Raw genomic sequence first — 26,724 nt, forward strand, 5'->3', positions numbered from 1 at the left:
CTGCCCGATCAGAAACGGTAGCGCGCATCCAGAACATAGCGGGCTTTTTGCCGGTCGGACTTGGGCGCCCACAGGTTCAAGGCCGCAACGCCCACCACCCAGCGCTTGTCCTGCGTTTCCCAGAAGCCCATCAGGTCCACCCCCCAGCCCGGCGCGCGGCGCGTGAGGTTCTCCTTGTCCTCAAACCGCTCCGAGCGGTACACCGCACGCGCGCTCAAGTACAGCCGCTGCGCGCTGGCCCAGGTGGCGCCCAGCGCGACGGTGTGGCGCGGAATGTAGGGAATGCGCCCCACCACCTCGGCACCGCCATCGATCGTGCGGCTTTCGCTGTGCTGGTACAGGTACTTGGCGTAGCCCGACCAGCGGCGGCTGAACATGTGGTTGACGGTGCCACCCAGGGTCTGCAGCGTGCCCCGCTCAAAGCTTGGCGTGTCTTCGAGCAGATCGCTGGTGGACAGATTGACCAGTTGCGCGTTGCGCATTTCTTCGAGGAACGGCAGGCTGGGGGTGCGCAGATCCACCCCAACGGTGCCGGGGTTGTTTACCCGCAGATGGTCGGCGCGCAGGCCCACGAAGGTGTTGGCCCCCACCTCCATACCCAGTTGCGCCACCGTGCGCTTGTGGCGGCCACCGGCTTCGACCAGCCGGTCTTCGACGGGAATGCCTGCGGTCTCCACGCTGGCGAGGGTGGAGACGCTCAGAGGCCGAAGCCAGTCCTGGTACGCCACGCGCAGCGTGGTACCCGCCGCAGGCTGCCACACCGCACCCAGGCGCGGCGTGACCACGCGCTCGGTGTCCGCGCGGCGGGCCTGGTCTTCGCTCAGGGCATCCAGTCCCACCAGATAGCTCTGCGTGAGGCCATCCACGCGGTGGCGGATTTGCTGCAGCCCCAGCGCGGCGTCCAAGGTCAACGCTGGGTCCAGACGCTGCGTGGTGGCCAGGGTGAGGCCGGTGTAGCGGCGATCCACATGGTTGTACCCTGCCACCGCCAGCACATCCCGGTAGGGACCGACTCCCGGAATATCCGCACCTACAGCGGCCACACCGTCGATCAGGTTGTTCTGACGCTCCCTCACATGCTCCAGCGTCGCACTCCAACGACTGCCTGGGGCGGTGTCCACGGTGTGGCGAATTTGCAGATCGTTGAACTGCTTCTTGGGCTCGCTCCCCACGCCCATCAGCGTCACAAAGGGCGGCTCGATAAACACAGTGGGATATCCCTGCAGAGTGAGCTTTTGCACGCTGCGTCCCACCTTCAGCCACGTCTGCTCCGTGGGGCCCCAGCGGTACGCCATTCCCAGTGCGCCCTGGGTGTTCGTGTTGTCGAAAGACGTTTCAAACAGGTTTTGGCTGCGCATACGGGCGTCGGACTGGTTTACATAGGCAAAAAAGTTGATGCGCTCGGTGGGCTGCATGCCGACCCCTGCGGTCATCGCACGGCCCCGCAGATCACCATAGCCTCCGCGCACTGCCGGTGCCTGATTGTTGAGCAGATCAAACGGAAAGTCGGTCACAGAAGCCGTCTGTGCTTTGAAGAACCACGACACCGGCACATGGCTGTTGTCCAGTCCATTGAGGGTGACGGCTGGCGCACGCATGCGGTAGAACTCGCGGTCCAGTGTCACGCCCACCGATCCGTGGCTGCCGGGCTGCTGCAGCAGCGGCGAAAAAAGCTGGCTGCCGCCAAACGCCATGGGGTCGGTCAGAAAGCCCTGAAACAGCGCCGAGTTCTTGTTGAACTCGCCCGCATAACGGTCCGCCATGAACAGATGGCTGCCGCCCCAGTAGGGGTAGAAGCTCTGCTGCGCCATCTCCAGCGCCCAGTCTTCCATGCCAAAGAACGCCAGCGATGCGCCCAGGTTGGCACTGCCCTTCTGGTCGTTGGCCACCTGGTTGAGCGACTTGAGGTACGGCATGCGCGCCACGGCAGCGCGCGCGGCCTCCACCGCTTCGCCGGGCTGGAACAGATCGGTGTGGATCTGCGCCAGCAGCATGTAGGGCACCGGGTCCTTGTCGTCGAGCACGGTGGCCTGCTGCAAGGTGGTCAGCGCGTCCTGGTGGCGGCCCAGCTGGTAGTACGCCACGGCGGTCCAGGTCTTGGCGCGGGCATAGCGGGGCTCCATCACGCCCGCCCGCAAGAACGCATCCAACGCGGCATCCGGCTGCCCTTGCTTGAGGTGCAGCAAGCCCTGGCCTGTGAGCGCCACATAGTCCGCCGGGTTGTCGCCCAGCGCGGTGGCAAAGGCCTGACCCGCCTCGGTGAACTTGTTCACAAAAGTTTCCAGCGTGCCCAGCTCGCCCCAGGCGCCGGGCGATTGCGGCGACAGCTGCAGCGCGCGCCGCAGGTTCTCGCGGGCGGGGCGCGGGTCTTCGCGCTCGGCATGTGCACTGCCCAGGCCTTGCCAGGCGCGTGCATCGCCCGGTGCGAACGTTTGGGCCTCGGCATAGGCCGCCAGTGTGCCGGGCGCATCGCCCCGACGCCTGGCCAGCTCGGCGCGGACCAGCGCCAGGTCTGGGTGGGCCGTGCCTTGCGCGGGGGCCAGGGTGGCAGCTGCTTCGTCCACACGGTCACTCAATATCTGCACCCGTGCCAGTTGCGCCACCAGCGCCGGGTGGGCGGGCCAGCGCTGGAGCGCAGCGCGCAGCGTGTCGGCCGCAGCAGCCCCATCGCCCTCCATGAGCAACACGTCGGACTGCATGAGCCACGCGGGCAGCGGCGCGGCGTTGGCGGCAGCCACCTGCCGTGCCAGCGATCCGCGCGCGGCCAGCAGGTCGCCCGCCTGCAGGGCCACGGCCGCATCGAACACATCCACCCAGGCGGGCGCGGCCATGGTGCGCGCCTGCGCCAGTGCCGCACGGGCTGCGGCGAGGTCGCGCGCTGCCAGGGCATCCCGCACGGGCACCAGTGCTGCAGGCACGGCCTCGGCCGACAGGTGGGGCACCGGGTCGGCCCGCAACGCGTTGACCCACTGGATGCGGTCGCGCGGCTGGCTCAGCACCAGCTTGACCGGGGCCTTGCCCACTTCGGCCAGCGCCGCCTCGTTGGCGCCGACCGACACCGAGCCCTGCGCGTTGGAAAACTCCACCGTGCCCGAGAGCACGGTGATCAACGTGCGGCCGTCGTCCTCCACACTGATGTCCCAGTCGGTGCCCCGGATGGCCGCCGTCGCGGCCGGTGTCTCCAGGTTCAGGCGGCTGCCGTCGGCGCGCTTGGTCTGCGTCCACGCACGGCCGGCATTGAGCAGCAAGGTGGTCACCGGCTGCGCCGGAGTGGCCACGCCCTTGACCTGCAGCACCGTGTTTTGATGCAGGCGCAGCTGGGTGTCGTCCGCAAACAGCAGCGCCATCTTGGCGGCCTGCCGCGTGCGCACAAAGTCGCCCTGGGCCAGGGCCTGGGCCAGCTTGGCAGGCCCCCAGTCGGCTGCGGAGGCCGCACGCTGGTCACCGGTACCTTGCAGACTGATGATCTCGGCCGCGGCACCAGCGGGCACGGTGGCCTTGGCCAGCAGCGGACAGGCGGCGGCTGTCGCGGCCACCAGCGCGGCCAAGGCGGACAAACGGAATGTTGGATGGGGCATTTTTTCTGCTTTCGGGGAAGGCGTGCATCGCGCCACCCGGCGCCCCTCCCTGGCACCGGGTGTGCCGAAATTATGGCCAGCACCCTCACAAAATCCGCCGTCACCCCAGCGCGATGCGGACACATTTCATGAAGAAAGCCACATTTCGTTGCAGGTTGTGACGCTTTACGCGCCCCGCCATCCCATGGAGGCGACGCGCGGCTCCGCACGGCCCTTTCCTACAGACGCCACAGGGGGCGCAGTGCTACAACTGCAGAAATGACGCGCACAAGCGCTGCCCGGAGCTTTCCCCCATGCCTGCTGCCCCCCGCCTCAAGATTGGCCTGTCCGCCTGCTTTCAACACGCCGACCCTGCACGCCCGCTGTTCACGGGCAAGACGCTGCAATATGTCGAGCAGTCCATCGCCCACTGGCTGATGTCGGCCGGTGCCATGGTGGTAATGGTGCCGTGCCCCACGGGCGAGACCGCGCGTGGCGACGTGACGCTGGACCACTACGCCGAATGGCTGGACGGCATCGTGATGCACGGGGGCGCCGACGTTTGGCCGGGCAACTATGGCGAGGAGCCCTTGCGCGAGGAGTGGGTGGGCGACCGTGTGCGCGACCTGTACGACTTGGCCGTGGTCAAAGCCTTTGCCCAGGTGGGCAAGCCCATCTTTGGCGTGTGCCGGGGCCTGCAGCTCATCAACGTGGCCTTTGGCGGCGCGCTGTACCAGGACATCGAGACCCAGCACCCCGGCGCGCAGCAGCACCGCAACGCCACCACCTACGACCAGCACTTCCACGACATCCAGATCCTGCCGGACTCGCACCTGGCCAAGCTGTACCCCAACATGCCACGCGCCCGGGTCAACAGCATCCACCACCAGGGCATCAAGCGGGTGGCGCCGGAGTTCGTGGTCGAGGCCCTGAGCGAACCCGATGGCGTGCCCGAGGCGATTCGCCTCAAGCCGGCACCAGGGCGCGGCTACATCGCGGCCACGCAATGGCACCCGGAATTCCACAAGCAGGGCTCGGACACGCTGGACGACACCGCCATCCTGAATGACTTTCTGGCGGCTTGCGAACAAGCCAAGGCCCACCCGCGACCTGCGGCGCGCCCCGCGCCCTCGCTGCGGGAGCGGGCCGCGCGGCGGCTGCGTCAAGCACTGTCACGGCAGCGCAACTGACGCAGACGCCGGTGCACCACTGCCCGGCGGCAACACCGCAAACAGCACGTCTTGCAGCTGTGCCCGCAACCAGCGGTGCGCCGCGTCCTGCTGGTAGCGCACATGCCAGATCAGGTACATGGGCAGGCTGGGGCAAGCCACTGGCACCGGCACATGCGCCAGCGCTGCCAAGGCGGTGCGCCCCATCAGCGACGGCGCGGTAGTGAGCAGCGCAGTCCCCCGCACAAACGCGGGCAGGGCCGCAAAACCCGGCACACGCACCACCATGCGACGGCGCACGCCGCGCGCCTCCAGCAGCTGGTCCAGCTCCAGCCCCCGGCGCGCCTCGTAGGCCACGGTGGCGTGGTCCGCGGCCAGGTACTCGGTCTCTGACAGCGGAGCACTGCGCACGGCGGGGTCGTAGAACACGCGGTATTGATCCTCCAACAAGCGCTTTTGCACGATGTCGGTGCCCTCCGGCGGGCGGGGGCTGATGACCAGCTGGCACGCGTCGGAGCGCAGCAGCTCGGCACTGGGGGCACCGCTGGGCACGATGCGCAGCGTGACGCCCGGTGCGGCGCTGCGCAGGCGTGCCGCCAGCGCCGGTAGCAGCAGATCGCGCTGAAAATCGTTGGCCGCAATGGTCAGCTCGGTCTGCCAATGCAGCGGGTCAAACGCGGCTCCTTGGGCAAAGAGCTGCATCTGGTGCAGCATGTCGCGCGCAGGTTGGGCCAATGCCTCGGCCCGTGCGGTGGGCACGATCCCGCGCCCGCGCTTCACAAATAGCGGGTCGCCGGTGATGGCGCGCAGCTTGTCGAGCAGATGGCTCACGGCCGACTGGGTGACGCCCAGGCGCTCGGCCGCTGCCGTGATGCTGCCCGTCTCCAGCACCGCCAGCAGCAGTTTCAGCAGGTGGCCGTCCAGCTGCGATCCATCGAATTTGCTCATGCATTCGATGATGTTTTCTGGCTTCATCTTTGGCAATGGCGTCGCGACACTGCACTGACTTACATCAAGACCTGGAGACACCATGCCTTCCCCACTGCCCCCCATCCCCGGCACCACGCCGTTCGATGGCGACCAGGCCCGCAAGGGCTATGCGCTGAACAAGATGTGCTTCTCGTTCAACGACGAGGCCAACCGCAAGGCCTTTTTGGCCGACGAAGAGGCGTACATGCGCAAGTACGGCCTGAACGAACAGCAGGCGGCCGCCATCCGCGCGAAGAACGTGCTGCAGCTCATCGCTGCAGGCGGCAACGCCTACTACCTGGCCAAGTTTGCGGGCATCTTCAAGCTGGACATGCAGGACATCGGCGCGCAGCAGACGGGCATGACCAAAGACGAATTCAAGGCCATGCTGGTCGCAGCCGGAAAAGACTGAGCCCCCACGCTCCCCACTGCGTGTGGTTCGCTGCCCCCCAAGGGGGCCTCGGGCGGCTTGGGGCGGCCCGGCGCCGCCTGAACAACACACGCCAAAACAACCTTCATCAGGAAAACGAAATGGCACAACTCATCGGCGGCCTCGGCACCTCGCACATCCCCGCAATCGGCAACGCCATCCACAAGGGCCTGCAGAACGAGCCTTACTGGAAGCCCTTCTTCGACGGCTTTCCGCCCATTCGCCAGTGGCTGGGGGAGAAGAAGCCAGACGTGGTGGTGATGTTCTACAACGACCACGGCCTGAACTTCTTCCTCGACAAGATGCCCACCTTTGCCGTGGGTGCGGCGGCGCAATACAACAACGCCGACGAAGGCTGGGGCATCCCCACGCTGCCGCCCTTCCCGGGCGAGGTGGACCTGTCGTGGCACCTCATCAACACGCTGATCGCCCAGGAATTTGACGTGACCACCTGCCAGGAGATGCTGGTAGACCACGCCTGCACACTGCCGCTCAAGCTCTTCTGGCCCGAAGTCGATTGCCCCGTGACGGTGGTGCCGGTGTGCATCAACACCGTGCAGTTCCCGCTGCCGTCAGCCAAACGCTGCTACGCGCTGGGCAAGGCCGTGGGCCAGGCGATCCAGAGCTGGGACAGCGACAAGAAGGTGGCGGTGATTGCGTCGGGCGGCCTCAGCCACCAGCTCGACGGCGAGCGCGCGGGCTTCATCAACAAGGCGTTTGACCTGCAGTTCATCGAAAGCCTGACCACCAACCCCGAATGGGCCACGCAGTTCAGCGTGCACGAGCTGGTGGAAAAGACCGGCACCCAGGGCGTGGAGCTGCTCATGTGGCTGGCGATGCGCGGGGCCCTCGCCACCGCCAGCGCGGGCGTGCGGCGGGTGCACAGCAACTACCACATCCCGATTTCGAACACGGCGACGGCGGTGATGGCGCTGGAAGCTGTGTAAAAGAGAAAGTTTTGGGTGTTTTTGACTGTATGCGCTAGTAAATCAAGCGCCTGCAGCTATCAAATCAAGAGCAATCCATTGCCCTCGCTTGACCCCAGGCTGGCGTCAGGCACTGAATTTACTGTAAATTCATACAGTGAATTTACAGTCCAAACTCGCCATCCTGGCCGACGCGGCCAAGTACGACGCCTCGTGTGCATCGAGCGGCGCTGCACCGCGCAACTCGGTGGGCGGGCGCGGCATGGGCTCGACCGAGGGCATGGGCATCTGCCACAGCTACGCGCCGGACGGGCGTTGCATCTCGCTGCTCAAGATTCTGCTCACCAACTTCTGCCAGTACGACTGCCTGTACTGCGTGAACCGCGTGACCAGCAACGTGCCCCGGGCGCGCTTCACTGTCGATGAGGTGGTGCAGCTCACGCTGGACTTTTACCGCCGCAATTGCATCGAGGGCTTGTTTCTCTCCAGCGGCATCATCCAGAGCCCCGACTACACCATGGAACAGGTGGTGGAGGTGGCCCGCGTGCTGCGCGAGGAGCACGACTTTCGCGGCTACATCCACTTGAAGACCATTCCCGATGCATCACCCGAGCTGATGCAGCGCGCAGGCCGCTATGCGGACCGCCTGTCCATCAACATCGAGCTGCCCACCGCCGAGAGCCTCACGGCCCTGGCGCCCGAGAAAAACAGCGCGGCCATCGACCGGTCCATGGCCCGCATGGCCGTGCACATTGGCGAATCGCGCGCGGCACGTAAAGAGCAAGCCGCACAGGCCATCGTGTCGATGCCGCAATCGCGCACCACGCGCCGGGCCAGCGTGCCGCTGTTTGCGCCCGGCGGGCAAAGCACGCAGATGATCGTGGGGGCGGATGCGACGGATGACCGCACCATCCTCGCCACCAGCGCGCGGCTGTACGGCACGCACCGGCTGCGGCGCGTGTACTACTCGGCCTTCAGCCCCATCCCCGATGCCGCCCGCGCCCTGCCGCTGGCCGCGCCGCCCACGGTGCGTGAGCACCGGCTGTACCAGGCTGACTGGCTGATGCGCTTTTATGGTTTCACCCACGACGAGATCGTGCCGCCCAGCCAAGGCAACCAGATCGGCATGCTGGCGCTGGACATGGACCCCAAGCTGGCGTGGGCGCTGGCGCACCGCGAGCGCTTCCCCGTCAACCTCAACACCGCCCCGCGCGAACTGCTGCTGCGCGTGCCTGGTTTTGGCGTGCAGACGGTAGACCGCCTGCTGGCGGCCCGCCGCGTGCGCCGCCTGCGGCATGCCGACCTGGCGCGGCTGCATGTGCCGCTCAAGAAGGTGCTGCCGTTTGTGGAGGCGGCCGACTACCGCCCCGGCCGTGCTTTGGAGGCTGCAGACTTGGCTGCGCAACTGGCGCCGCCGCCAGTGCAACGCAGCCTGTTTTGAGCCGGAGCGGAACACATGCAGCGCCACACCATCACGCTGGAGCACCCCACCGACTGGCAAGGCTTTCGCACCGCCGCACGCGCCCTGGTGCAAGCCAATGTGCCCCCACAAGCCGTGGACTGGCGCTGCCAGGCCGATGCCGCTGAAGACCTGTTTGCGCCCGACCTCCACAGCCCAAACAACCTTCCGCCGCCAGCCCCCGAGGCCCCCACGCTGCGCGTCCCCCCCGACTTTGTGCACCTGTGCGAGCAGCTCATCCTGCACCGCGACCCCGCCCGCTTTGCACTGATGTATCGCCTGCTGTGGCGCATGGCGCAAGGCGGCCATGAAGCCGAAGCCGCGCGGCACGACCCGCTGGACGCCGACCGCATGTTGACCCACCACATGGTGCGTGCCGTGCGGCGCGACATGCACAAGATGCACGCCTTTGTGCGCTTTCGGCCTGTGGTGGAACCCGATGGGCAGACCCTGCACATGGCCTGGTTCGAGCCCGACCACTACATCACCGAGGCTAATGCGGGCTTCTTCATCCGCCGCTTCACGCAGATGCGCTGGGCCATCCTCACGCCCGACGCCAGCGTGCGCTGGGACGGCCAGCAGCTGCACACCGGCCCCGGCGCGCAGCGCAGCGACGCACCGCCGCCCGATGCGGGCGAGGCGCTGTGGCTCACCTACTACCGCCACATTTTCAACCCCGCACGGCTCAAGCTCACCATGATGAAAAAGGAGATGCCCACACGCTACTGGCACAACCTGCCCGAGGCCGCGCTCATCACCGAGCTGACGCAGACCGCGCACGAGCGCAGCGCAAAGATGGTGGAGGCCGAGGCCACCGTGCCACGCAGGCGCATCGCAGCATCATCGCCGCGTTCGCAGCCCGCCGCAGGGGCGGGATCCTTTCACCCCAGCGCCGCCTCGCGCATCACCCGGAACTGAGGGGCCGACACCGCCGGTGTCCAGCGCCACGGCAACACCTGCGGCCGCCACAGGGCGCGCAGCACCGTGAGGCGCAACACGCGCTGTGCGCCAGGCCAGGCGGCACGCGCTGCGCGGTCCCACAGCACCTCGGCCTGCGCTGCAATGTGCAGCAAGCCGCCCTCTTCATAGTCCACCACCAGCAAGCCTGCCAGCGGGTGCAGGGTGAGGTTGCCCAGGGTGTTGAAGAACTGGTTGCCCGGGTAGTCCGGCAGGCTCAGCACCACACCAGCCTTCGTGCGCGCCACCTGCACAAAGCCCGGCTCGCCGCCCCGGTGCGATACATCCACGCCTTCGCTGTGCCCGGCGCCGGGGCGCGGCGCCGAGGCACTGGCGATGAACAGCGTGTCGGCTCGCTGCACGCGCGCGATGGCGGCTTCGTTCAGCTCGGCGCCCAGCCACTGCAACGGGCCCGGAGCAACCAGCGCTGCGCGCAGGCCGGGCTCGCGAACCTGGATGTACTTGGGGCAGTTGCCGAAGCTCTGCACCACCTGCACGCCCAGGCCGTCGTCGCCAAACGCCGTCACCCGCCCGTTCATGCGGTTGCGCCGCCGGGTGTGCGGCTCCAGCCCCAGCACGCCCACGGCCGCGCCAGGCGCCAGGTGTGCAAGCACCGGGTCCTTGGAATCCGGCGCGGTGGCGATGCGCATGCGCTGCGCATCGGGGGTGTGCACAAAACCGGGCGGGCCGGCAAGCATGGTGGCCCACGGCTGGCCTTGGTCATCCAGCGCCCCCAGGAGCAAGGTGGGCAGCTTTTCAAACAGCTCGCGGTGCTGGTCGGGCATGTGGTCGCGCAGCACCATGGCCCCCACGGCCGCCATGCGCTCGCGCACCCCGACGCGCGCCTGCAGGGCCTGCTCGCCAGGGTGGAATGCCTCGGGGGGCACCGGCACCGCAACCGATGCAGCGATCTCGGCGGTGGTCATGCCGCCACCTGCTCGGCCGCGGGCAGCTGGTCGGCCAGCACCGGGTAGCCCGGCAACGCCTGCATGCGCGCCACCCAGGCCGCAATGCGCGGGTAGGCATCCAGCGGCAACCCCGCCAAGTGCGCCTGCGAGGTGTAGCTGACCATGGCCACATCCGCCAGGCTGGGCGCCGAGCCCCCGAGCAACCAGGCCCGCCCCTGCAGCTCCTCTTCCATGAAGGCGAGCAGGCGCTTGCCGGTGGCCTGCGCGACCTCGTTCACGGCACGGCCCGTCAATGTGGCAAACCGGGGCCCGGCAATGCCCGGCGCCAGAAAGCCCGCCGCCAGGCTGAACCAGCGCTGCAGCTGCGCCTGCCCCACAGCGTCTTGCGGCAGCCAGGCACTGCCGGGGGCGTAGCGCTGCATCAGGTACACCAGGATGCCATTGCTGTCGCCCAGCACCTGGCCAGCGTCCACCAGCACGGGCACCTGGCCCAGCGGGTTGAGTGCCAGAAACTCCGCGCGCTGGTGTTCACCGCGCAGCAGGTTCACGTCGATCACTTCATAGGGCAGCCCGAGCAGGGACAGCATCAGCTCCACACGGTGGCAGTGGCCCGAGATGGGCATGCGGTAGAGCTGGAGCGGGGTGGTGGGGAACATGGAGGAGCCTCGTCGGTGGGTGAAAGGGAAGATGGCTCGACGATAGCTATTGCAAGCTGCGATGTGAATCACCAGACAACGCTTTTCATAATTGCGTCTTTCGCAATAATGGATCGCATGGACTATCTCGACACCCTGCGCTGTTTTGTGACCGTGGCCGATGCGGGCGGCTTTGCCGTGGCGGGGCGACGGCTGGGCTGCTCCGCCACGGCCGTCACGCGCGCCATCGCGGCGCTGGAGGCGCGGCTGGGTGTGCTGCTGTTCCAGCGCAGCACGCGCATGGTGCGGCTGACCGAGGCGGGCGAGCGCTTCTTGCAAGACTGCCGCCCCATCCTGAACGACCTGCACGAGGCCGAGCAGGCCGCCAGCGGTGCACAGGCCGAGGCCCAGGGCCTGCTGTCCGTCACCGCGCCGCAAATGTTCGGCATCCAGCATGTGGCGCCCATCGTGCAGGGCTTTTTGCAGGCCCAGCCGCGCGTGCAGGTGCGCACGCTGTTCGTCAACCGGCTGGTGCATTTGCTCGATGAAGGCATGGACGTGGCCATCCGCATCGCGCCCCTGCCCGACTCGGGCCTCACTGCGGTGCAGGTGGGCGCGCTGCGCCGCCTGGTGGTGGCGTCTCCCGCCTACCTGGCGCAACACGGCAGGCCACGCCACCCAGCAGACCTGAGCAACCACCGCGCCATCGGCTTCGCGTTTGACGCACGCACGCCCGCGCCCTGGAAGTTTCGCGATGGCGCCACCGGCCAGCCGCAGTTCACCTGGATCAGCAACAGCAACGAGGTGGACATTGCCGCCGCAGAGGCGGGCATCGGCCTGACCCGTTGCCTCGCTTACCAGGCCGCAGCCAGCCTGCGCGCCGGGCGGCTGCGCATCGTGCTCGCCGAGCACGAACTGCCCCCTGTGCCCGTGCACATCGTGTACCCCGCAGGGCGGCGGGCCCCGGCCAAGGTGCGCGCGTTTGTGGAATGGGCACGCGAGCGCCTGAGCAAGGAGCCGGTGCTGAACGGACGCGGCCTGGGGCGCGGTAACGCCTTGTTGCCAATGACTTCGTAACCTGTCATCGCGCCACCGGCGAGGGCCGTTGCATAGCTAAGTCCGACGCTGTGTCGGGCGGTTATCCGATCTGAAAGGATTTCTCATGAACAAGCTCCTCGCTGCCCTGCTCGCTGGTTTCTTTGTGACCGCATCGTTTGCCCAGGCCCCTGCGGCTCCCGCAACACCAGCAGCTCCCGCGAAGGCCGCCGCACCAGCGACCCCTGCCACACCGGCCGCGCCCGCCACCCCTGCGGCCCCAGCCGCCGAGGCCAAGCCTGCAGCAATGCCCGCCGCAGCCCCCGCATCGGCACCTGCCGAAAAGAAGGCGGCGAAGAAGACAAAGGCCAAGAAGACCAAGGCAGCGGCAGAGAAAAAGGCCGACGCCGCCAAGCCTGAAGCCGCCAAGTAATTCACGACGCTGCACCCCACAAAAAAAGCCCGCGTTGCGGGCTTTTTTGCGCCTAAGGCAATGCTGAAAAAGTCTCCGCTGCTGCTCCAGCCTGGGTAAATTACTGGGCCCTGAAGCAGCAGACCCTTGCTATGGCAGCCGACGCGCAGTTGGGCTTTGAACAACACCGTAAGCCTACGCGGCGCGACGAATTCCTCAAGACTATGGATTCGCTGGTGCCCTGGGCGGCGCTGTGCGAAGAAATCGCACCGCACTACCCCAAGGCCGGCAATGGGCGTCCTCCCATTGGACTGCAGCGCATGCTGCGCGTCCACTTCATCCAGCATTGGTTCAATCTCGCCGACCTGGCGTGTGAGGAGGCCCTCTACGACAGTGCCAGTCTGCGTCGCTTCGTCGGCATTGACTTGGGCTGTGCACCCGTGCCCGACGCGACCACGATGCTCAGGTTCCGTCGGCTGCTCAATGCAAACAAGTTGGGCGAAGCCCTGTTCGCACGAGTGGGCAAGGAACTGCAGGCGCGCGGCATCAAGGTCAACACCGGCACCATCGTGGACGCCACCATCATCGCAGCGCCCAGCTCCACCAAGAACACAGACAAGGCCAGAGACCCCGAGATGCACCAGACCCGCAAGGGCCAGCAGTGGTATTTCGGCATGAAGCTGCACATTGGCGTGGACAGTCAAAGCGGGCTGGCGCACAGCGCTGTGATGACGGCGGCCAACGTGCACGACAAACACCCGCTGCCCGATCTGCTGCATGGCAACGAACAGCGCGTGTACGGCGACTCGGCCTACGCCGGCCAGAAGGCTCTGATCTGGGGCAAAGCGCCCCAAGCCAAAGACTTCACCAACCAGCGCACACGCAGGTGCGGGGTGGTCGATGAAACGCAGCGGTCCAAGAACCGCAACAAGTCCCGCATCCGCGCTCGCGTGGAGCATGTATTCGGGGTGGTCAAACGGCTGTGGGGCTTTGGCAAGGTGCGCTATCGCGGGCTGCAAAAGAACGCCACGCGTGCGTTCACGGCCTTGGCACTGGCCAACATCTACCTTGCCCGAGGGTGCTTGCTGGGACAGGTGCGCCCGTAAGGGCGGGAATCGGGCCTCAACGCCCCGCGAACTGCCCAAATGGGCGGCACAAGAAGCCACAACTTCCAAAAAACTGCGTCGTTCAGTGCCGCATGGCAAGTTACGACAGCTTGTTCAGCGTTGCCCTAAGTCCGACGCTGTGTCGGGCGGTTATCCGATCTGAAAGGATTTCTCATGAACAAGCTCCTCGCTGCCCTGCTCGCTGGTTTCTTTGTGACCGCGTCGTTTGCCCAAGCCCCTGCGGCTCCCGCAACACCAGCAGCTCCCGCGAAGGCCGCCGCAGCCCCCGCATCGGCCCCTGCCGAAAAGAAGGCGGCGAAGAAGACAAAGGCCAAGAAGACCAAGGCAGCGGCAGAGAAAAAGGCCGACGCCGCCAAGCCTGAAGCCGCCAAGTAATTCACGACGCTGTGCCCAACAAAAAAGCCCGCTTTGCGGGCTTTTTTGTGCCTAAGCATCCGCCGCTGCACGCTGGGCAGCGGCATGGACTTCCAAGGTCTGCATGCGCCGCCAGCCTCAGGCTGGCGAGCTGCCATCAATGGTGGTGGCCGTGCGCACCATGCACATGGCGGTGCGCAACTTCTTCGGGGCTGGCGGCGCGCACTTCGGTCACCTTGCAGCTGAAGGTCAACGCCTGGCCTGCCAGCGGGTGGTTGCCGTCCAGGTGCACTTCGGGGCCCTTGATCTTGACCACGTTGAACACGGCGGGCTGGCCGTCGTTGCCCACGCCCTGCAGCTGGCCGCCGACCTTCACGCCGGGCGGGAACTCGCTTTTGGGGATGGTGCGCACCAGGCTTTCATCGCGCGCGCCAAAGGCGTCTTCCACTGCCAGCTGCAGCGTGGTGCTGAAGCCCACGGCCTGGCCGTCGAGTGCGGCCTCGACCTTGGGGAAGATGTTCTCGTAGCCGCCGTGCAGGTACGACAGATGGCCGGCATCCAGCGGCTTGCCCTGGGGCGTGGTGACCTTGTAGGTGATGGTGACGGCGGAGTCTTTGGTGATGGTGGTGGCCATAGGGGTCTTGCACTTTCAGCGCGGTGAAGAATCGACGCGGGGCTGGCAGGGGTATGCCGCCAGCCGCCGCGCGGGTCAGAACGAAACCCCGGATTGTCCACGAGGCGCCCGGTGGCATGTCGTGCGCCCCGTTCCGGGCTGGGTGAGCAGCCCTATGCGCCCACCGGGGCCTCGGCCGGGCGCTCTTCCTCCGTCCGGCCGGGGTAGCGCGCAAAACGCCGCGCCTCGGTGCCATGCACCGGGTCCTGGTCGGGCCAGGGCCAGCCGCCGAACTGGGTGCGGCGGTAGTCGTTCATGGCCTGCATGATCTCGGCCTGCGTGTTCATCACAAACGGGCCGTACTGCGCCACGGGCTCGGCGATGGGCTGGCCTTGCAGCAGCAGGCATTCCAGCGGCGTGGCGCCGGTGTTGGTCAGCAGCCAGTCTTGCCCAGCCACCAGCTCCAGCGCGGCGTGCTGGCCCACGTCCTGCGGTCCCACGCGCAGGCTGTCGCCCACAAAGAAGTACAGCATGCGGCGCGTGCCCTGGCCGCGCGCGGCGGGCAGCGTCCACTGCGCGCCGGGGTCCATGCGCAGCGTCCAGATGGCCACATCGCCCTCGGGCTGCGAAGCCCAGGACTCGGGAGGCGGCGACAGGGGCGCGGGCGCGCCGGGCAGGGCACCCGCCACCAGCGTCACCGTGGTGGCACGGCCCGCGTCGTCGTTGTGCACCAAGCGCGGAATGCGCTCGTTCCACAGCATGGTGAAGTGTGGCTCCACCATCTTGTTCTTCGCGGGCAGGTTCAGCCAGATCTGGAACAGCTCCAGCGGGTTGGGCTCGGTGGCGTTGAGCAGCGGGAACATCTCTGAATGCACGATGCCCTTGCCCGCCGTGACCCACTGCACATCGCCCCCGCCAAAGCGCGCGGCGGCGCCCAGCGAGTCGGAATGGTCGATGAGGCCCTTGCGCACCAGGGTGACGGTTTCAAAGCCCCGGTGCGGGTGCCCCGGAAAGCCTGGCACGGTGTCGCCGTGGTACATGCTCCAGCCGTCCTTGCGGCTGAAGTCGCTGCCGATCTGGCGGCCCTCCAGCGACACGGCGGGCGCAAACGCGCCGTTGCCGGCGGGATAGGCGTCGTCATGGTGGGCGCAGAACAGGAACGGGTCCATCGTGGGCCACAGCGGACCCAGCGCCTGGGCCTGCACAACGGGCAGGCTGGCGGCAGACGAAGACACGGTGGGGGAGGACGACATCAAGGGCTCCTTGGGTTTGCGCCACCGGCTATCGGGCAGCACGCCTGCCAAAGATAAGGCCTTAGGCTGCTTTCAGAAGTGCGCTGGGTGGAACAGTGCGGTGCGGCGTACAGGACAGTGCCGCACAGTGTGCGCACACAGCTTGCGCCACCATTTCAAGCCAAATCGGCCGCATGCGCTAGTGCAACATGCCTGAGCAGCTATCAACTAGATAGCAAATCATCTTTTCATACGGCACCCGGATGGGAAGGCGCAGCGGCTGAGGGCGGCGATGCCGGGCGCAACACGAAGCCGCCCAGCGCAGCCGCCACCAGCGCACACAGCGCCGACACCCAGAATGCCAGCTGGTAGCCCGCATTGAGCGCCTGCTGCACACTGGCCCCGGCCTGGCGCAGGTTATCGGTGCGGGCATCGGCCAGACTGGCCAGGATGGCGAGCCCTAATGCCCCGCCCATCATGAATGCCGTGTTGACCACCCCCGACGCCAGCCCCGAGTCTTCGGGCTTCACATCGCCCATGGCGGCCAGCAGCAGCGGGTTGAGCGCGATGCCAGCGCCCACGCCCAGCAGCAGCATGCCGGGCAGCACATGGATGGCAAACCGCCCCTCGGTAGGTGCCAGCGCAAACAGGGCCAGGCCCACCGCTGCCAGCAGCAGCCCCCAGCCCAGCGTGCGGCAAATGCCAAAACGCATCACCACCCAGGCCGACAGCCCCAGCGAGCAGCCCGCCATGATGAGGTTGGACGGCAGGAACGCCAGGCCCACCTGCATGGCGTCATAGCCCAGCACCAGCTGCATGTACAGCGCCGACAGGAAGAACCACGCAAACATCGACGCCGCCCACAGCACGCCCACCACGTTGGAGATGGCCAGGTTACGCAGCCGCAGCAACGGCAGGGGCACCAGCGGCGCGGCCACATGCGACTCGATGAACAAAAAGGCTGCCAGCAGCGCCGCCGCTGCCCCCAGCAGCCCCAGCGACTGCAACGAGGTCCAGTCCGCCGCGTTGCCGTTGACGATGGCGTACACCGCCAGCATCAGCGACGCGGTGATGGTGACGGCGCCCGCCACGTCCAGCCGCTGCCCGTGCGCCTGCCCCTTGCCGCCCGGCAGCAGCGCCAGGCAGGCCAGGTAGATGGCCACGCCCACGGGGATGTTGACCAGAAAGATCCAGTGCCAGCTCAACGCGCTGGTGAGCACCCCGCCCAGCAGCACGCCGATGCTGCCGCCACCGGCGCACACAAAGCCATAGACGCCCATGGCCCGCGCGCGCTCGCCTGGCTCGGTGAACAGATTCATGATGAGCGACAGCGCCACAGCCGACACCACCGCGCCGCCCACGCCCTGCACCGCACGTGCCGCCACCAGCAGCCCCTGCGTATTCGCCAGCCCGCAGGCCAGCGATGCGATGGTGAACAGCGTGATGCCCGCCAGAAACAGCCGCCGGTGCCCATACAGGTCGCCCAGCCGTCCGCCCAGCAGCAGGCAGCCGCCAAAGGTGAGCATGTAGGCGTTGACCACCCATACCAGCGAGGTTTCGGTGAAGCCCAGGTCGGCCTTGATGCTGGGCAGCGCAACGTTCACGATGGTGGTGTCGAGCACGATCATCAGCTCGCCCAGGCACAGCAGGATGAGTGCGGGCCAGCGTGCGCGGCCTTCGATGCGGAGGGTCATGGGACGGTGGAAATCAAGAGAGATTGGCAGCGCAGTGTGTCATGCGCGTTGCGCTGGCGACTGAGGACTAGCGGGGTGCAATACCAGTGCGGCTGTGGATCTGGCTTGGCTGGCCCTCCGGTTGCGTCGCCCTTCAGGGGGAAGCCGCGCAGTGGCTCAGGAGGTTCTCGTGTACTTGGCTTGCATGAACTGCCTCCAGCTGCCGTCCGGCTGCTGGCCGAACGAGGTGAGCGTGCGCTCGTTGGCGCTGACGACGGTGATCACGTCCCGGTAGCGCATGGTGCCGCCATCGTTTTTGAAGCTGGGGCCTTCGGTCTCCAGCGTCAGCACCTTCTGGTCCGCATCCAGCGTGCCGCGGTACACCCACATGTGGGTCATCATCGAGCCCACCCAGGTGCCGACAAACGCCTGCTGGTCCGGGTCGTAGCCCAGCGTCATCAGCATGCGGGCCTCGCCGCCCCCACCGGGCATGGAGCCCGCCCCGTCGCACAGCACCCACAGGCCGCCCAGTGCGCGCACATGCTCAGTGCCCCGGCTGTGCGCGGGGGGTTCGCCCGGGCCCATGTCGGCCAGCGACTCGCAGGTCCAGTCGCCCAGCAGCTGCTGCAGCCAGCGGTGCATGGCGTGGGGTTCGGGGTTCATCATGGGGGTCTCCTGGTGATGTGGTGGGCGCGCGCTCAGTCGCGGTCGGGTGCTCCGAGCGGAAAGTAGTGGCGGTAGGGGCGACCGCCTTCCACCGCGCGTGCAAACGAGGGGCGTGCGAGCAACCGGGCGCGGTAGGCGCGCAGCTGCGGGTAGGTGGCTGCGATGGGGTGCGTCCAGTCGGCATAGAACAGCGAGGGCGCCGCAGCGCAGTCGGCCAGCGAGAACGACTCGCCCGCCGCCCAGGTGCGCCCTGCCCACATGCCCTCCAGCCAGGCGTAGGCTTTCTCCAGCTTCTCGGTGGCCCAGGCCACGCCTTCGGCCTTGCGCTCGGCGTTGCCGGTCAGCGCGGCGTTGACCGCGTGCTGCACCGGGGCCATGACATGCAGGTCAAAGAAGCGGTCCATGAAGCGCACGTCCAGCGCCGCCCGGGGGTCGGCATGAATCAGCGGCACGGGCCCCGGGTGCGCAAGCTGCAGGTGCTCGATCACGATGCTGCTTTCCACCACTGTGCGGTCGCCGTCCACCAGCACCGGAAACTTCGCCAGCGGCCAGTGGCGCAACCAGTCGGCCGAATGGCTGACGGGCTCGGCGGGGTCGAGATTGAGCAGCTCAAACGGCGTGCCGTTCTCGTACAGCGCGATCAGCACCTTCTGGGTGTAGGAGGAAAAGGGGTGGCCGTAGAGGGCGAGCATGCGGGGTCCTGTGTGTGGATCGGTGTGGTTGGCCGGGGTCGCACTCATTCGGGAGCCACCACCATCCAGGGCACTCCAAAGCGGTCGGCCACCATGCCAAACGCCTGCGAGAAAAAGGTCTTGGTCAGCGGCATCTGTACCTTGCCGCCATCGGCCAGCGCGTCGAAATAGCGTTTGGCATCGGCTGCATTGGCGGGGCTCAGCGCCAGCGAGATGCCCTGGAAGCTGGCATGGCCCGAGCCCATTCCGTCCGACGCCATGATCTGCGTGTCGCCCACGGTGAACGAGGCGTGCATGACCATCTCGGGTTTGGGGCCCGGGCCGCTGCCGTCAGCGCAGCCCTCGCCAGCGGCGGTCTCGGGGTTGTCCTTGTAGCGCATGAGCATGGTGACTTGGGCGCCTAGGGCGCGGCGGTAGAACTCCAGCGCTTCATCGCAGCGGCCTTCGAACATCAGGTAGGACTCGACTTTCATGGGATCTCCTCGGGAGGGTTGGCGGGCCAGTGAACACCTCGACGCGCAATTGTGAACACCGTCCACAAACAATAGCAAAGATAATGGACAGTGTCCACATCCGAACGATCCATGACCGTAAGCACCCGCAACAAGGCCGCCCCCTCCCGCACACCTGCCGCACGCAGCACCTATCGCCACGGGGATTTGCACCGCGCGCTGCTGGACGCGGGCATTGAACTGGCGCGCCAGGGCGGGCCCGATGCCGTGGTGCTGCGCGAGGCCACGCGCCGTGCGGGGGTGGCGCCCAATGCGGCCTACCGCCATTTCGCCAACCGCGACGACCTGCTGGGTGCCGTGCGTGCCGCAGCTGTGGCGGCCGCCGCGCGGTCGATGGAGGCCGAGCTGGCCCTGGTGCCCACCACCGGCACGCCCACCGAGCGGGCCCATGCCAAGGTGCGCGCCGTGGGTGCGGGCTACCTGCGGTTCGCGCACGCCGAGACGGGGCTCTTTCGCACCGCTTTCGGCGGCCGCTTCACGGTGCAGCAAACGCCCGACCCAGCCATGGGCGGCGCCACAGGGCTCAACCCCTTCCAGCACCTGAGCGCTGCACTGGACGACCTGGTCACCGCTGGCGCCCTGCCGCCCGCACGCCGCCCAGGCGCCGAATACCTGGCCTGGTCCACCGTGCACGGCATGGCGCTGCTTGCCATCGACGGGCCGCTGCGCGGCACGCCGCAGCAGATGCTGGACCTGCTGGGCCAGCGCCTGCTGGACATGGTGGAACGGGGGCTGTAAGCGTGCGGCCTCACCAGGCCCCACCCACAGCCTCTGCATGGCCCTGGCTCGCGGCTCCGTTGCCTGCGGTATCGGTCGCCTCACTCCGGCGCGCATCCGCGTGGGCGGGCCGGGGCGGCCCACCTTTCGTTCCCTAGCACGGATACCCATTCGCTGATTTGTAACAAGGACGGATTCCCTGTAGCGGCGCAGGTTGTCGAACTGGGCCTACACGGCCGTGGCGCCTTGTGACCGACAATTCACAAATTGATACGCACGGTTACAACGCACTGCGCGCATCACCCATCCTCTGGCTGGCACCCGTTTGCCAGCCGGTCAGACGGCACCTCGGCCGTGCATGACACCCACCCGGACTTTCCATGGCTTTCCACCAAAAAACCGTCACCCAAAAGCTGGCGTTTGCCTTTTCTGTATTGATCGCGATATTGATCGCCGTTGCCCTCCTGTCGCTGCGCAGCCTGGGCGACGCGCGCGAAGACTTCCAGCGCTTCGTGGGCAATGAATTCCACCGGGGTGGCCTGGCGCGCGACATCCAGGCAGCCGCCAATGCACGCGCCATTGCGGCCCGCAACCTGATCCTGCTGACCAGCGCGGCAGACCTGCAGGCAGAGACCTTGGCCGTGACGGCCGCGCACGAGCGCGTGCAGACCAAGATGGCAGAACTGCGCCAGGCCCTGGCCAACGCCGCACAGGTGCCCGCAAGGGAGCGCGAGCTGTTCGAGCAACTGCAAACCATCGAGCGCAGCTACGGGTCCGTGGCGCTGGCCATTGTGGGCCTGGCGCGGGACGGCAAGAAGGACGAGGCGATCGCCAAGATGAATGCCGAATGCCAGCCACTGCTCAAGCAGCTGATCAGCACCACGTCCGCCTACACGCAAGCCGTGGCGGCCTCCGCAGATCAGGAAATCAGCCACGCGGCCGAAAAGTTCGGCAACAAGCGCCTCCTGCTCATCCTGGCCACCGTGGTGTCGATCCTGGCGGCCACGGTGCTGGCTGCGCTCATCAACCGCAGCCTCATGCGGTCTCTGGGCGCAGACCCGGTGCAGCTCAGCGCGGCAGCACGGCGCGTTGCGTCCGGCGACCTGGGCACCGTGTCCGGCAGCGCCACGGCGCCCGCCGACAGTGTGCTCGCGTCGCTGGGGGACATGCAGGTCGCGCTGGCCAGCATCGTGGGGCGCGTGCGCGCATCGGCCACGACCATTGAGGCGGGCTCTCAGGAGATTGCGACGGGCAATGCAGACCTCTCGCACCGCACCGAGCAGCAGTCCGGCAATCTGCAGCAAAGCGCAGCCTCCATGGAAGAAATGACCGCCACGGTGCAGCAGAACGCCGACACCGCGCAACAAGCGGCCCAGCTTGCATCGGCCGCGCGCGCGGCCGCAGAACACGGCGGCACGGTGGTGGCGCGGGTGGTCAGCACCATGGACGACATCACCACCAGCTCACGCCGCATTGGCGACATCATCGGCGTGATCGACAGCATTGCGTTCCAGACCAACATCCTGGCACTGAATGCCGCGGTAGAGGCCGCCCGGGCCGGAGAGCAGGGCCGGGGCTTTGCCGTGGTGGCGAGCGAAGTGCGCACGCTGGCCCAGCGCAGCGCGCAAGCGGCCAAGGAAATCAAGTCGCTCATCGAGGCCAGTGTGGAGAAGGTGGAGACAGGGTCGGCACTGGCGCACACCGCAGGCTCCGCCATGACCGAGATCGTGGGCGAGGTGAACCGCGTGGCCGACCTGATCGGTGAAATCAGCGCCGCCACGCGCGAACAGAGCGCAGGCATCGGGCAGATCGGCAACGCAGTGGCCGAGCTCGACCAGTCCACCCAGCAAAACGCAGCGCTGGTGGAACAGATGGCCGCCGCCGCCCACACGCTGAACCAGCAGGCCCATGGCCTGGTGGAATCGGTGGCGGTGTTCCGCGTGGAAGAGCCCGTGCGCACCGTGGCAGATGTGCAGCGCCCGCCGCAACAGCGGCCAGGCACCGTGAAGACGCAGCCCCTCAGCGTGCGGGGCCCGTTCCCCAAGGTGCTCACCGCCGCTTAGTGAGGGCACCGCTACAGCGCGCCGTACAGCCGCGCGGTGGCCTGCACCCGCGCCACCAGCGCGCGGCGCAACGCTAGGGGTCGCAGCACTTCCACCTGGGGCGACAACCGCATCAGCTGCCCGCAGGCATGCTCCACCGACTCGATGGGGATGTTCACGGGTGTGCGGCCATCCTTGCGGCGCGACGGTGGAGCGGCAGCCACCGCACGCGCCACCGCGCTGCTGAGCGCGCGCAGGCCCCGCAGCCCTTCGGGTGTGGCCAACAGTGTGGCCTCGCCCGTGTACAGGCCTGACTCAAAACGCCGGATCGACGCAGCCCAGTAGCCGGGCAGGTCAAAGCGTGCGGGGCGCTTGGCCGGTTGGTCGAGCGCCGTGGCAGCGAGGATGTTCGACACCCGGTAGGTGCGCGGCCCGCGCGCATCGGCTCCCATAGGCAAAGCCACCAGGTACCACACGCCCGCTTTCAGCACCAGGCCCAGCGGGCTCACGGTGCGCTCTGCCGTGCGCGCCCAGCCCTCGTAGCGCAGGGTGATCTGGTGGCCGCTCCACACGGCGGCCGCCACGGTGGGCAGGTGCGGTGTGGGGTCGCTCTCGCGGTACCAGTCCACCGGGTCCAGGTGCAGACGAGCGCTCACGCGCTGCGCGTCGTCGCGCCAGGCGGCGGGCAGCGCGGCCAGCAGCTTCAGGCGCGCCCCCGCCACATCGCCGCCCAGGCCCAGGTCCTGCGCAGGGCCGGGCAGACCGCTCAGAAACACGGCCTGCGCCTCGGACGGCGTGAGGCCCGTGAGCGTGGTCTTCCAGCCTGGCAGCAGCGCAAAACCCCCATTGCGCCCGCGCTCGGCATAGATGGGCACGCCTGCAGCGCTGAGCTGGTCCACATCGCGGTGCAGTGTGCGGACCGACACCTCCAGCGCCTCGGCCAGCGCCTGCGCGCTCATGCGGCCGCGCGTTTCCAGCAGCATCTGGAGGGACAACAAACGGCTGGCGCGCATGGGCTTTGGCAGGGGTGGTGCAAAAAAACAGAAGGCCAAAGATAGCGCAAATACCTGCCATGGGTTGGCAGGTATAGCGGCACACACTGCAACCCTGTCTTCGCCTTCTTTCCCCCCCACCTTTTCAGGAGCCCCCATGCCCACCACGGATCCCCACGCCATCGTTGAGCTGCGCCAGTACACCTTGCACCCCCAGCAGCGCGAAGTGCTCATCGACCTGTTCGACCGGGAGTTTGTGGAAACCCAGGAGGCGCAGGGCATGCGCGTGCTGGGCCAGTTCCGCGACCTGGACCGGCCCGACCAGTTCGTCTGGCTGCGTGGCTTTGCCGACATGCCGGCGCGCCACCGCGCACTGGAGGGCTTTTATGGCGGCCCCGTCTGGGCGGCACACCGCCACGCCGCCAATGCGACCATGATCGATTCGGACAACGTGCACCTGCTCCGCCCGGCCTGGCCCGGCGCCACGGCCGGCCTTCCGCAGCATGCGCGGCCGCAGCCCGGCACCCATGGTGCAGCCGCTGGCGTCCTGCAGGTCACCGTGTTCCCGTTGCGGGAGCCCGCCACACCCCAGTTGCTGGACCTCTCCCGCCACCGCATGGTGCCCACACTGCTGCGCGGCGGCGCGCGCCAGATCGCCTGGTTCTGCACCGAGCACAGCCCCAACACCTTTGCCCGCCTGCCGGTGCGCGAAGGCGAACCCGTGCTGCTGGGCCTGGCCCTGTTTGGCGACGAGGCTGCGTTGCAGTCGTTTGCCGACAGCGGCGCTTGGGCGCGCGACGTGGCGCCCGGTCTCGCCCCCTGGCTGGCGGCAGCGCCCGAGGTGCTGCGCCTGCAGCCGACCGCGCGCTCGGCGCTGCATGCGTGACGCACCCGCACACCTCTCCCCCTGACGCACCAACCACCACAGAGCCCCACCATGTCCACCCCAGCCCGCCTCATTCCCATCCCGTCGCCCACCGTGGCGCCCAGCGCCGCGCGCGACTTCGACTTTCTCATGGGCCCCTGGCGCATTCGCAACACGCGGCTGGTGCGCAGGCTCGCGGGCTGCCACGACTGGGAGGTTTTTGACGCCACGGGCACCGCCCACCCATTGCCCGGTGGCATCGGCAACTTCGACACCTTCACACCGCTGGCCTGGAATCCCGGCTACGTGGGCATGGCACTGCGTGTGTTCAACCCCGTGACGCAGCGCTGGAGCATCTACTGGCTGGACAACCTCACGGGCGGCCTGGACCCAGCCACAGGTCTGCTGCTGCCGCCGGTGGTGGGGGGCTTCCACGATGGCGTGGGCCTGTTTGAAGGCGAGGAGCTGTTCGAGGGCCGCCCGGTGCGCGTGCGCTTCGAGTGGTCGCAGATGCACACGGGCGCGCCGCGCTGGCAGCAGGCGTTTTCGGACAACGGCGGCGCGACCTGGGAGGTGAACTGGGTGATGGAGTTTGCGCGGCCGGTGTGAGCATAGGCAGCCCCCAGCACCCAGGCTAAAAATTGAAGCCAAAACAGCCCCTGGTGCCTGATGGTTATGCGCTATCAGCTACCAAAGCAGGAGCGCTAACTCACGCCATCTGGAGTGCTGCTTCCTGCACCGGGAAGTCCGTGGACGCCGCCACCGCACGCCACTGCGCCGTCTCTTTCGCCACAAAGGCATGTTTGTCGGCAATGGTTTGCAGCGTGTCGGTGCCCAGCGGCAGGCGCAGCGGCGGCGTGGGGCTGGCCACCAGCTGCATCACGGCCTGGGCCAGGCGCACCGGGTCGCCGGGCTGGTTCAGGTTGATGCGGCGGGCGGCTTCGCGCACGGCACCGGCGCTCTCGGCGTAGTCGTCCAACACCCGGGGCGACACGGCCAGCGAGGCGCTGTCCAGAAACTCGGTGCGGAAGTACCCCGGCTCCACCACGGTGGCGTGGATGCCCAGCGGCGCCAGCGCGGCATGCAGCGCCTCGGTGATGCCCTCGACCGCAAACTTGGTGGAGCAGTACAGGCCAAACCCCGCGGCCGACTGCACGCCGCCCAGCGAGGAGATGTTGACCACATGCCCGGCACGGCGCGCGCGCATGGCGGGCAGCACGGCGCGGGTCACATGCAGCAGGCCGAACACATTGGTGTCGTACAGGCGCCGCACCTCGTCGGCGGTGGCCTCTTCCACCGCGCCCAGCAGGCCGTAGCCTGCGTTGTTGACCAGCACGTCGATGCGGCCGAAGCGGTCGAGCGCCGCGCCTACGGCATGGCGGGCCTGGGCCTCATCGGTCACGTCCAGCGCCAGGGGCAGCAGGGCATCGTGTGCGCCCAAGCGCTTTTCGACCGATGCGGCATCGCGTGATGTGGCGATGACGGCATCGCCCTGGGCCAGCGCAGCCTCGGCAATGCGCGCGCCGATGCCACGCGAGGCGCCGGTGATCAGCCAGACGCGGGGGGACGAAGAACGGGAGGTGGTCGTGGCTGTGGTGGGGGTGGTGTGTGCGGCGTTCATGGTTGGTCCTTGAGGTGGTGTTGAGCAATGGGCGGTGCCCATGGCGGTGGACTTTAGGCAAGCCATTGCCATGCGACTAGCCCATAATCTCTGGATTCATTCGCAAGCAATGCTTGCCAATCCACCACGCAGCCGCCCCGCACAATGCCTGTCCACCATGGCCATCAATGAACTGCGCGCCATCGCCAACTTCGTCAAGGCCGCCGAGCTGGGCAGCCTGCGCCAGGCGGCGGCCGCGCAGGGCATCACGCCACAGGCGTCCAGCCAGCTGCTGGTGCAGCTCGAATCGCACCTGGGCGTGCGGCTGTTCCACCGCACCACGCGCAGCCTGAGCCTGACCGAAGAAGGGCGCCAATTCCTGGCGTCGGCGCAACCGGGCCTGGCCACGCTGCAGCAGGCGGTGCAGGGCGCACGGCGCGGGCGCGAGGCAATGGCGGGGCCGCTGCGCATCGTGGCGCCGCGCTCCATCCTGCTGGAGGTGATCTGGCCGGTGCTGCACGAGTTCTGCCGCCGCCACCCGCTGGTGGAGCCCGATGTGCAGCTGGACGACCGCATCGGCAACTGGGTGGAAGACCGCGTGGATGTGGGCTTCCGCTCGGGCTACCCGCCCGAGGGTGGCGTGGTGGCGCGGCGGCTGCTCACGCTGCAGCTCATCGTGTGCGCCGCGCCTGCCTACATCGCACGCCACGGTGCGCCGGCCAGCATCGACGACCTGGCGCAGCACCGCTGCAGCGGCTTTCGCCATGCGTCCACTGGCAAGCCCATGCCCTGGGAGTTCCAGGTGGGCGACGACATCGTGGCGCGCACCATCCACCCCACGTTCTGCACCAACGACATCGAGGTGGAGGCCCGTGCGGTGCTGGGCGGCCACGCGGTGGGCCAGCTGGTGGGCGTGACGGCCGCGCCGCTGGTGCGCAACGGCCAGCTGGTGCCGCTGCTGCCCCAGCATGTGGCGCAGCACCTGGCGCTCTACGTGTACTACGGCAGCCGCACGGCGCTGCCAGCGCGCGTGCGGGCCTTCATCGACCTGGCGGTGGAGATGGTGGCCAACAACCCCGCCTACCTGCTCACGCCCAAAGAGCTGGCGACCCACGGCCCTGCAGTGCAGAAAAAGCCCCGGGCGCGAAAGCCCACGCAGTGAGCGCCGTGCTGACAGCTCAG

26 protein-coding genes are annotated in these 26,724 nt (G+C 67.7%); 14 read left to right on the top strand and 12 right to left on the bottom strand.

Annotation, left to right across the window (positions count from 1 at the left end):
- Window positions 1-8: 8 nt before the first annotated feature.
- A complete protein-coding gene (locus tag ACODSU_RS00435; protein WP_488839247.1) occupies window positions 9-3,578 on the bottom strand; it encodes a TonB-dependent receptor domain-containing protein in 3,570 nt (1,189 codons plus the stop codon).
- 293 nt (window positions 3,579-3,871) lie between these two features.
- On the opposite strand from ACODSU_RS00435, the gene ACODSU_RS00440 reads away from it, so the two are divergent.
- Window positions 3,872-4,747 (top strand): gamma-glutamyl-gamma-aminobutyrate hydrolase family protein, encoded by an 876-nt coding sequence (locus tag ACODSU_RS00440; protein ID WP_488839249.1) that lies wholly within the window; start codon window positions 3,872-3,874, stop codon window positions 4,745-4,747.
- Here the strand turns inward: ACODSU_RS00440 and ACODSU_RS00445 are convergent.
- Window positions 4,730-5,683 carry a LysR family transcriptional regulator gene (locus ACODSU_RS00445; protein ID WP_488839939.1) on the bottom strand — a complete coding sequence of 318 codons (954 nt, stop codon included), beginning with the start codon at window positions 5,681-5,683 and terminating at the stop codon, window positions 4,730-4,732. The genes ACODSU_RS00440 and ACODSU_RS00445 overlap by 18 nt on opposite strands.
- Window positions 5,684-5,756: 73 nt before the next feature.
- On the opposite strand from ACODSU_RS00445, the gene ACODSU_RS00450 reads away from it, so the two are divergent.
- From ACODSU_RS00450 to ACODSU_RS00465, 4 genes are all read left to right on the top strand, one after another.
- Complete coding sequence (locus tag ACODSU_RS00450) at window positions 5,757-6,107, top strand: protocatechuate 4,5-dioxygenase subunit alpha (RefSeq protein WP_488839251.1); 351 nt, start codon at window positions 5,757-5,759, stop codon at window positions 6,105-6,107.
- 119 nt (window positions 6,108-6,226) lie between these two features.
- Window positions 6,227-7,072: a class III extradiol dioxygenase family protein gene (locus ACODSU_RS00455; protein WP_488839253.1), complete on the top strand. Its 846-nt coding sequence runs from the start codon at window positions 6,227-6,229 to the stop codon at window positions 7,070-7,072.
- A 136-nt stretch (window positions 7,073-7,208) separates the two neighbouring features.
- A complete protein-coding gene (locus tag ACODSU_RS00460) occupies window positions 7,209-8,492 on the top strand; it encodes a putative DNA modification/repair radical SAM protein (RefSeq protein ID WP_488839255.1) in 1,284 nt (427 codons plus the stop codon).
- Between the two features lie 15 nt (window positions 8,493-8,507).
- Entirely contained in the window at window positions 8,508-9,428 is a 921-nt protein-coding gene (locus tag ACODSU_RS00465) for a TIGR03915 family putative DNA repair protein (protein ID WP_488839257.1), read from the top strand.
- On the opposite strand, the gene ACODSU_RS00470 is transcribed toward ACODSU_RS00465, so the two are convergent.
- Window positions 9,392-10,393, bottom strand: coding sequence for a pyridoxamine 5'-phosphate oxidase family protein (locus ACODSU_RS00470; RefSeq protein ID WP_488839259.1), 1,002 nt, complete (start codon window positions 10,391-10,393; stop codon window positions 9,392-9,394). The genes ACODSU_RS00465 and ACODSU_RS00470 overlap by 37 nt on opposite strands.
- Complete coding sequence (locus ACODSU_RS00475; protein ID WP_488839261.1) at window positions 10,390-11,031, bottom strand: glutathione S-transferase family protein; 642 nt, start codon at window positions 11,029-11,031, stop codon at window positions 10,390-10,392. Before ACODSU_RS00475 ends, ACODSU_RS00470 begins: the two co-directional genes overlap by 4 nt.
- Window positions 11,032-11,148: 117 nt before the next feature.
- Here ACODSU_RS00475 and ACODSU_RS00480 point away from each other — a divergent pair, with 117 nt between their 5' ends.
- The 4 genes from ACODSU_RS00480 (at window position 11,149) to ACODSU_RS00495 (ending at window position 13,959) form a co-directional block, all read left to right on the top strand.
- On the top strand, window positions 11,149-12,087 hold the full coding sequence (locus ACODSU_RS00480) for a LysR family transcriptional regulator (RefSeq protein WP_291441876.1): 939 nt from the start codon (window positions 11,149-11,151) through the stop codon (window positions 12,085-12,087).
- A gap of 85 nt (window positions 12,088-12,172) precedes the next feature.
- A complete protein-coding gene (locus ACODSU_RS00485) occupies window positions 12,173-12,478 on the top strand; it encodes a hypothetical protein (protein WP_015016202.1) in 306 nt (101 codons plus the stop codon).
- Between the two features lie 110 nt (window positions 12,479-12,588).
- Entirely contained in the window at window positions 12,589-13,563 is a 975-nt protein-coding gene (locus ACODSU_RS00490) for an IS5 family transposase (protein ID WP_488839940.1), read from the top strand.
- A gap of 174 nt (window positions 13,564-13,737) precedes the next feature.
- Window positions 13,738-13,959, top strand: a complete 222-nt coding sequence (locus ACODSU_RS00495; RefSeq protein WP_488839263.1) for a hypothetical protein — start codon at window positions 13,738-13,740, stop codon at window positions 13,957-13,959.
- Window positions 13,960-14,095: 136 nt separating this feature from the next.
- Here ACODSU_RS00495 and ACODSU_RS00500 read toward each other — a convergent pair whose 3' ends face one another.
- From ACODSU_RS00500 to ACODSU_RS00525, 6 genes are all read right to left on the bottom strand, one after another.
- Window positions 14,096-14,572, bottom strand: coding sequence for an FKBP-type peptidyl-prolyl cis-trans isomerase (locus ACODSU_RS00500; RefSeq protein WP_056067938.1), 477 nt, complete (start codon window positions 14,570-14,572; stop codon window positions 14,096-14,098).
- Between the two features lie 152 nt (window positions 14,573-14,724).
- A complete protein-coding gene (locus tag ACODSU_RS00505; protein WP_488839265.1) occupies window positions 14,725-15,804 on the bottom strand; it encodes a pirin family protein in 1,080 nt (359 codons plus the stop codon).
- Between the two features lie 227 nt (window positions 15,805-16,031).
- Window positions 16,032-17,477 (bottom strand): MFS transporter, encoded by a 1,446-nt coding sequence (locus tag ACODSU_RS00510; RefSeq protein ID WP_488839267.1) that lies wholly within the window; start codon window positions 17,475-17,477, stop codon window positions 16,032-16,034.
- 156 nt (window positions 17,478-17,633) lie between these two features.
- Window positions 17,634-18,122 (bottom strand): DUF1579 domain-containing protein, encoded by a 489-nt coding sequence (locus ACODSU_RS00515; RefSeq protein WP_488839269.1) that lies wholly within the window; start codon window positions 18,120-18,122, stop codon window positions 17,634-17,636.
- 32 nt (window positions 18,123-18,154) lie between these two features.
- Window positions 18,155-18,814: a glutathione S-transferase family protein gene (locus ACODSU_RS00520; protein ID WP_488839271.1), complete on the bottom strand. Its 660-nt coding sequence runs from the start codon at window positions 18,812-18,814 to the stop codon at window positions 18,155-18,157.
- Between the two features lie 44 nt (window positions 18,815-18,858).
- Window positions 18,859-19,287, bottom strand: a complete 429-nt coding sequence (locus ACODSU_RS00525; protein ID WP_488839273.1) for a VOC family protein — start codon at window positions 19,285-19,287, stop codon at window positions 18,859-18,861.
- Window positions 19,288-19,398: 111 nt separating this feature from the next.
- Here ACODSU_RS00525 and ACODSU_RS00530 point away from each other — a divergent pair, with 111 nt between their 5' ends.
- The gene (locus ACODSU_RS00530) at window positions 19,399-20,064 is read left to right on the top strand and encodes a TetR/AcrR family transcriptional regulator (RefSeq protein WP_488839275.1); all 666 of its coding nucleotides are present in this window, start codon (window positions 19,399-19,401) and stop codon (window positions 20,062-20,064) included.
- A 359-nt stretch (window positions 20,065-20,423) separates the two neighbouring features.
- A complete protein-coding gene (locus tag ACODSU_RS00535) occupies window positions 20,424-22,106 on the top strand; it encodes a methyl-accepting chemotaxis protein (protein ID WP_488839277.1) in 1,683 nt (560 codons plus the stop codon).
- 11 nt (window positions 22,107-22,117) lie between these two features.
- On the opposite strand, the gene ACODSU_RS00540 is transcribed toward ACODSU_RS00535, so the two are convergent.
- Window positions 22,118-23,098: a helix-turn-helix transcriptional regulator gene (locus tag ACODSU_RS00540; protein ID WP_488839279.1), complete on the bottom strand. Its 981-nt coding sequence runs from the start codon at window positions 23,096-23,098 to the stop codon at window positions 22,118-22,120.
- 136 nt (window positions 23,099-23,234) lie between these two features.
- Between ACODSU_RS00540 and ACODSU_RS00545 the strand changes: the two genes are divergently transcribed.
- The gene (locus tag ACODSU_RS00545) at window positions 23,235-23,963 is read left to right on the top strand and encodes an NIPSNAP family protein (RefSeq protein WP_488839281.1); all 729 of its coding nucleotides are present in this window, start codon (window positions 23,235-23,237) and stop codon (window positions 23,961-23,963) included.
- A 51-nt stretch (window positions 23,964-24,014) separates the two neighbouring features.
- Entirely contained in the window at window positions 24,015-24,551 is a 537-nt protein-coding gene (locus ACODSU_RS00550) for a hypothetical protein (RefSeq protein WP_488839283.1), read from the top strand.
- Window positions 24,552-24,651: 100 nt separating this feature from the next.
- Here the strand turns inward: ACODSU_RS00550 and ACODSU_RS00555 are convergent, their stop codons facing one another.
- Window positions 24,652-25,563, bottom strand: coding sequence for an oxidoreductase (locus ACODSU_RS00555; RefSeq protein WP_488839285.1), 912 nt, complete (start codon window positions 25,561-25,563; stop codon window positions 24,652-24,654).
- Window positions 25,564-25,720: 157 nt separating this feature from the next.
- Between ACODSU_RS00555 and ACODSU_RS00560 the strand changes: the two genes are divergently transcribed.
- Window positions 25,721-26,704: a LysR family transcriptional regulator gene (locus ACODSU_RS00560; protein WP_488839941.1), complete on the top strand. Its 984-nt coding sequence runs from the start codon at window positions 25,721-25,723 to the stop codon at window positions 26,702-26,704.
- The last annotated feature ends 20 nt before the right edge of the window (window positions 26,705-26,724 follow it).

Source organism: Acidovorax sp. FG48, assembly GCF_057809085.1.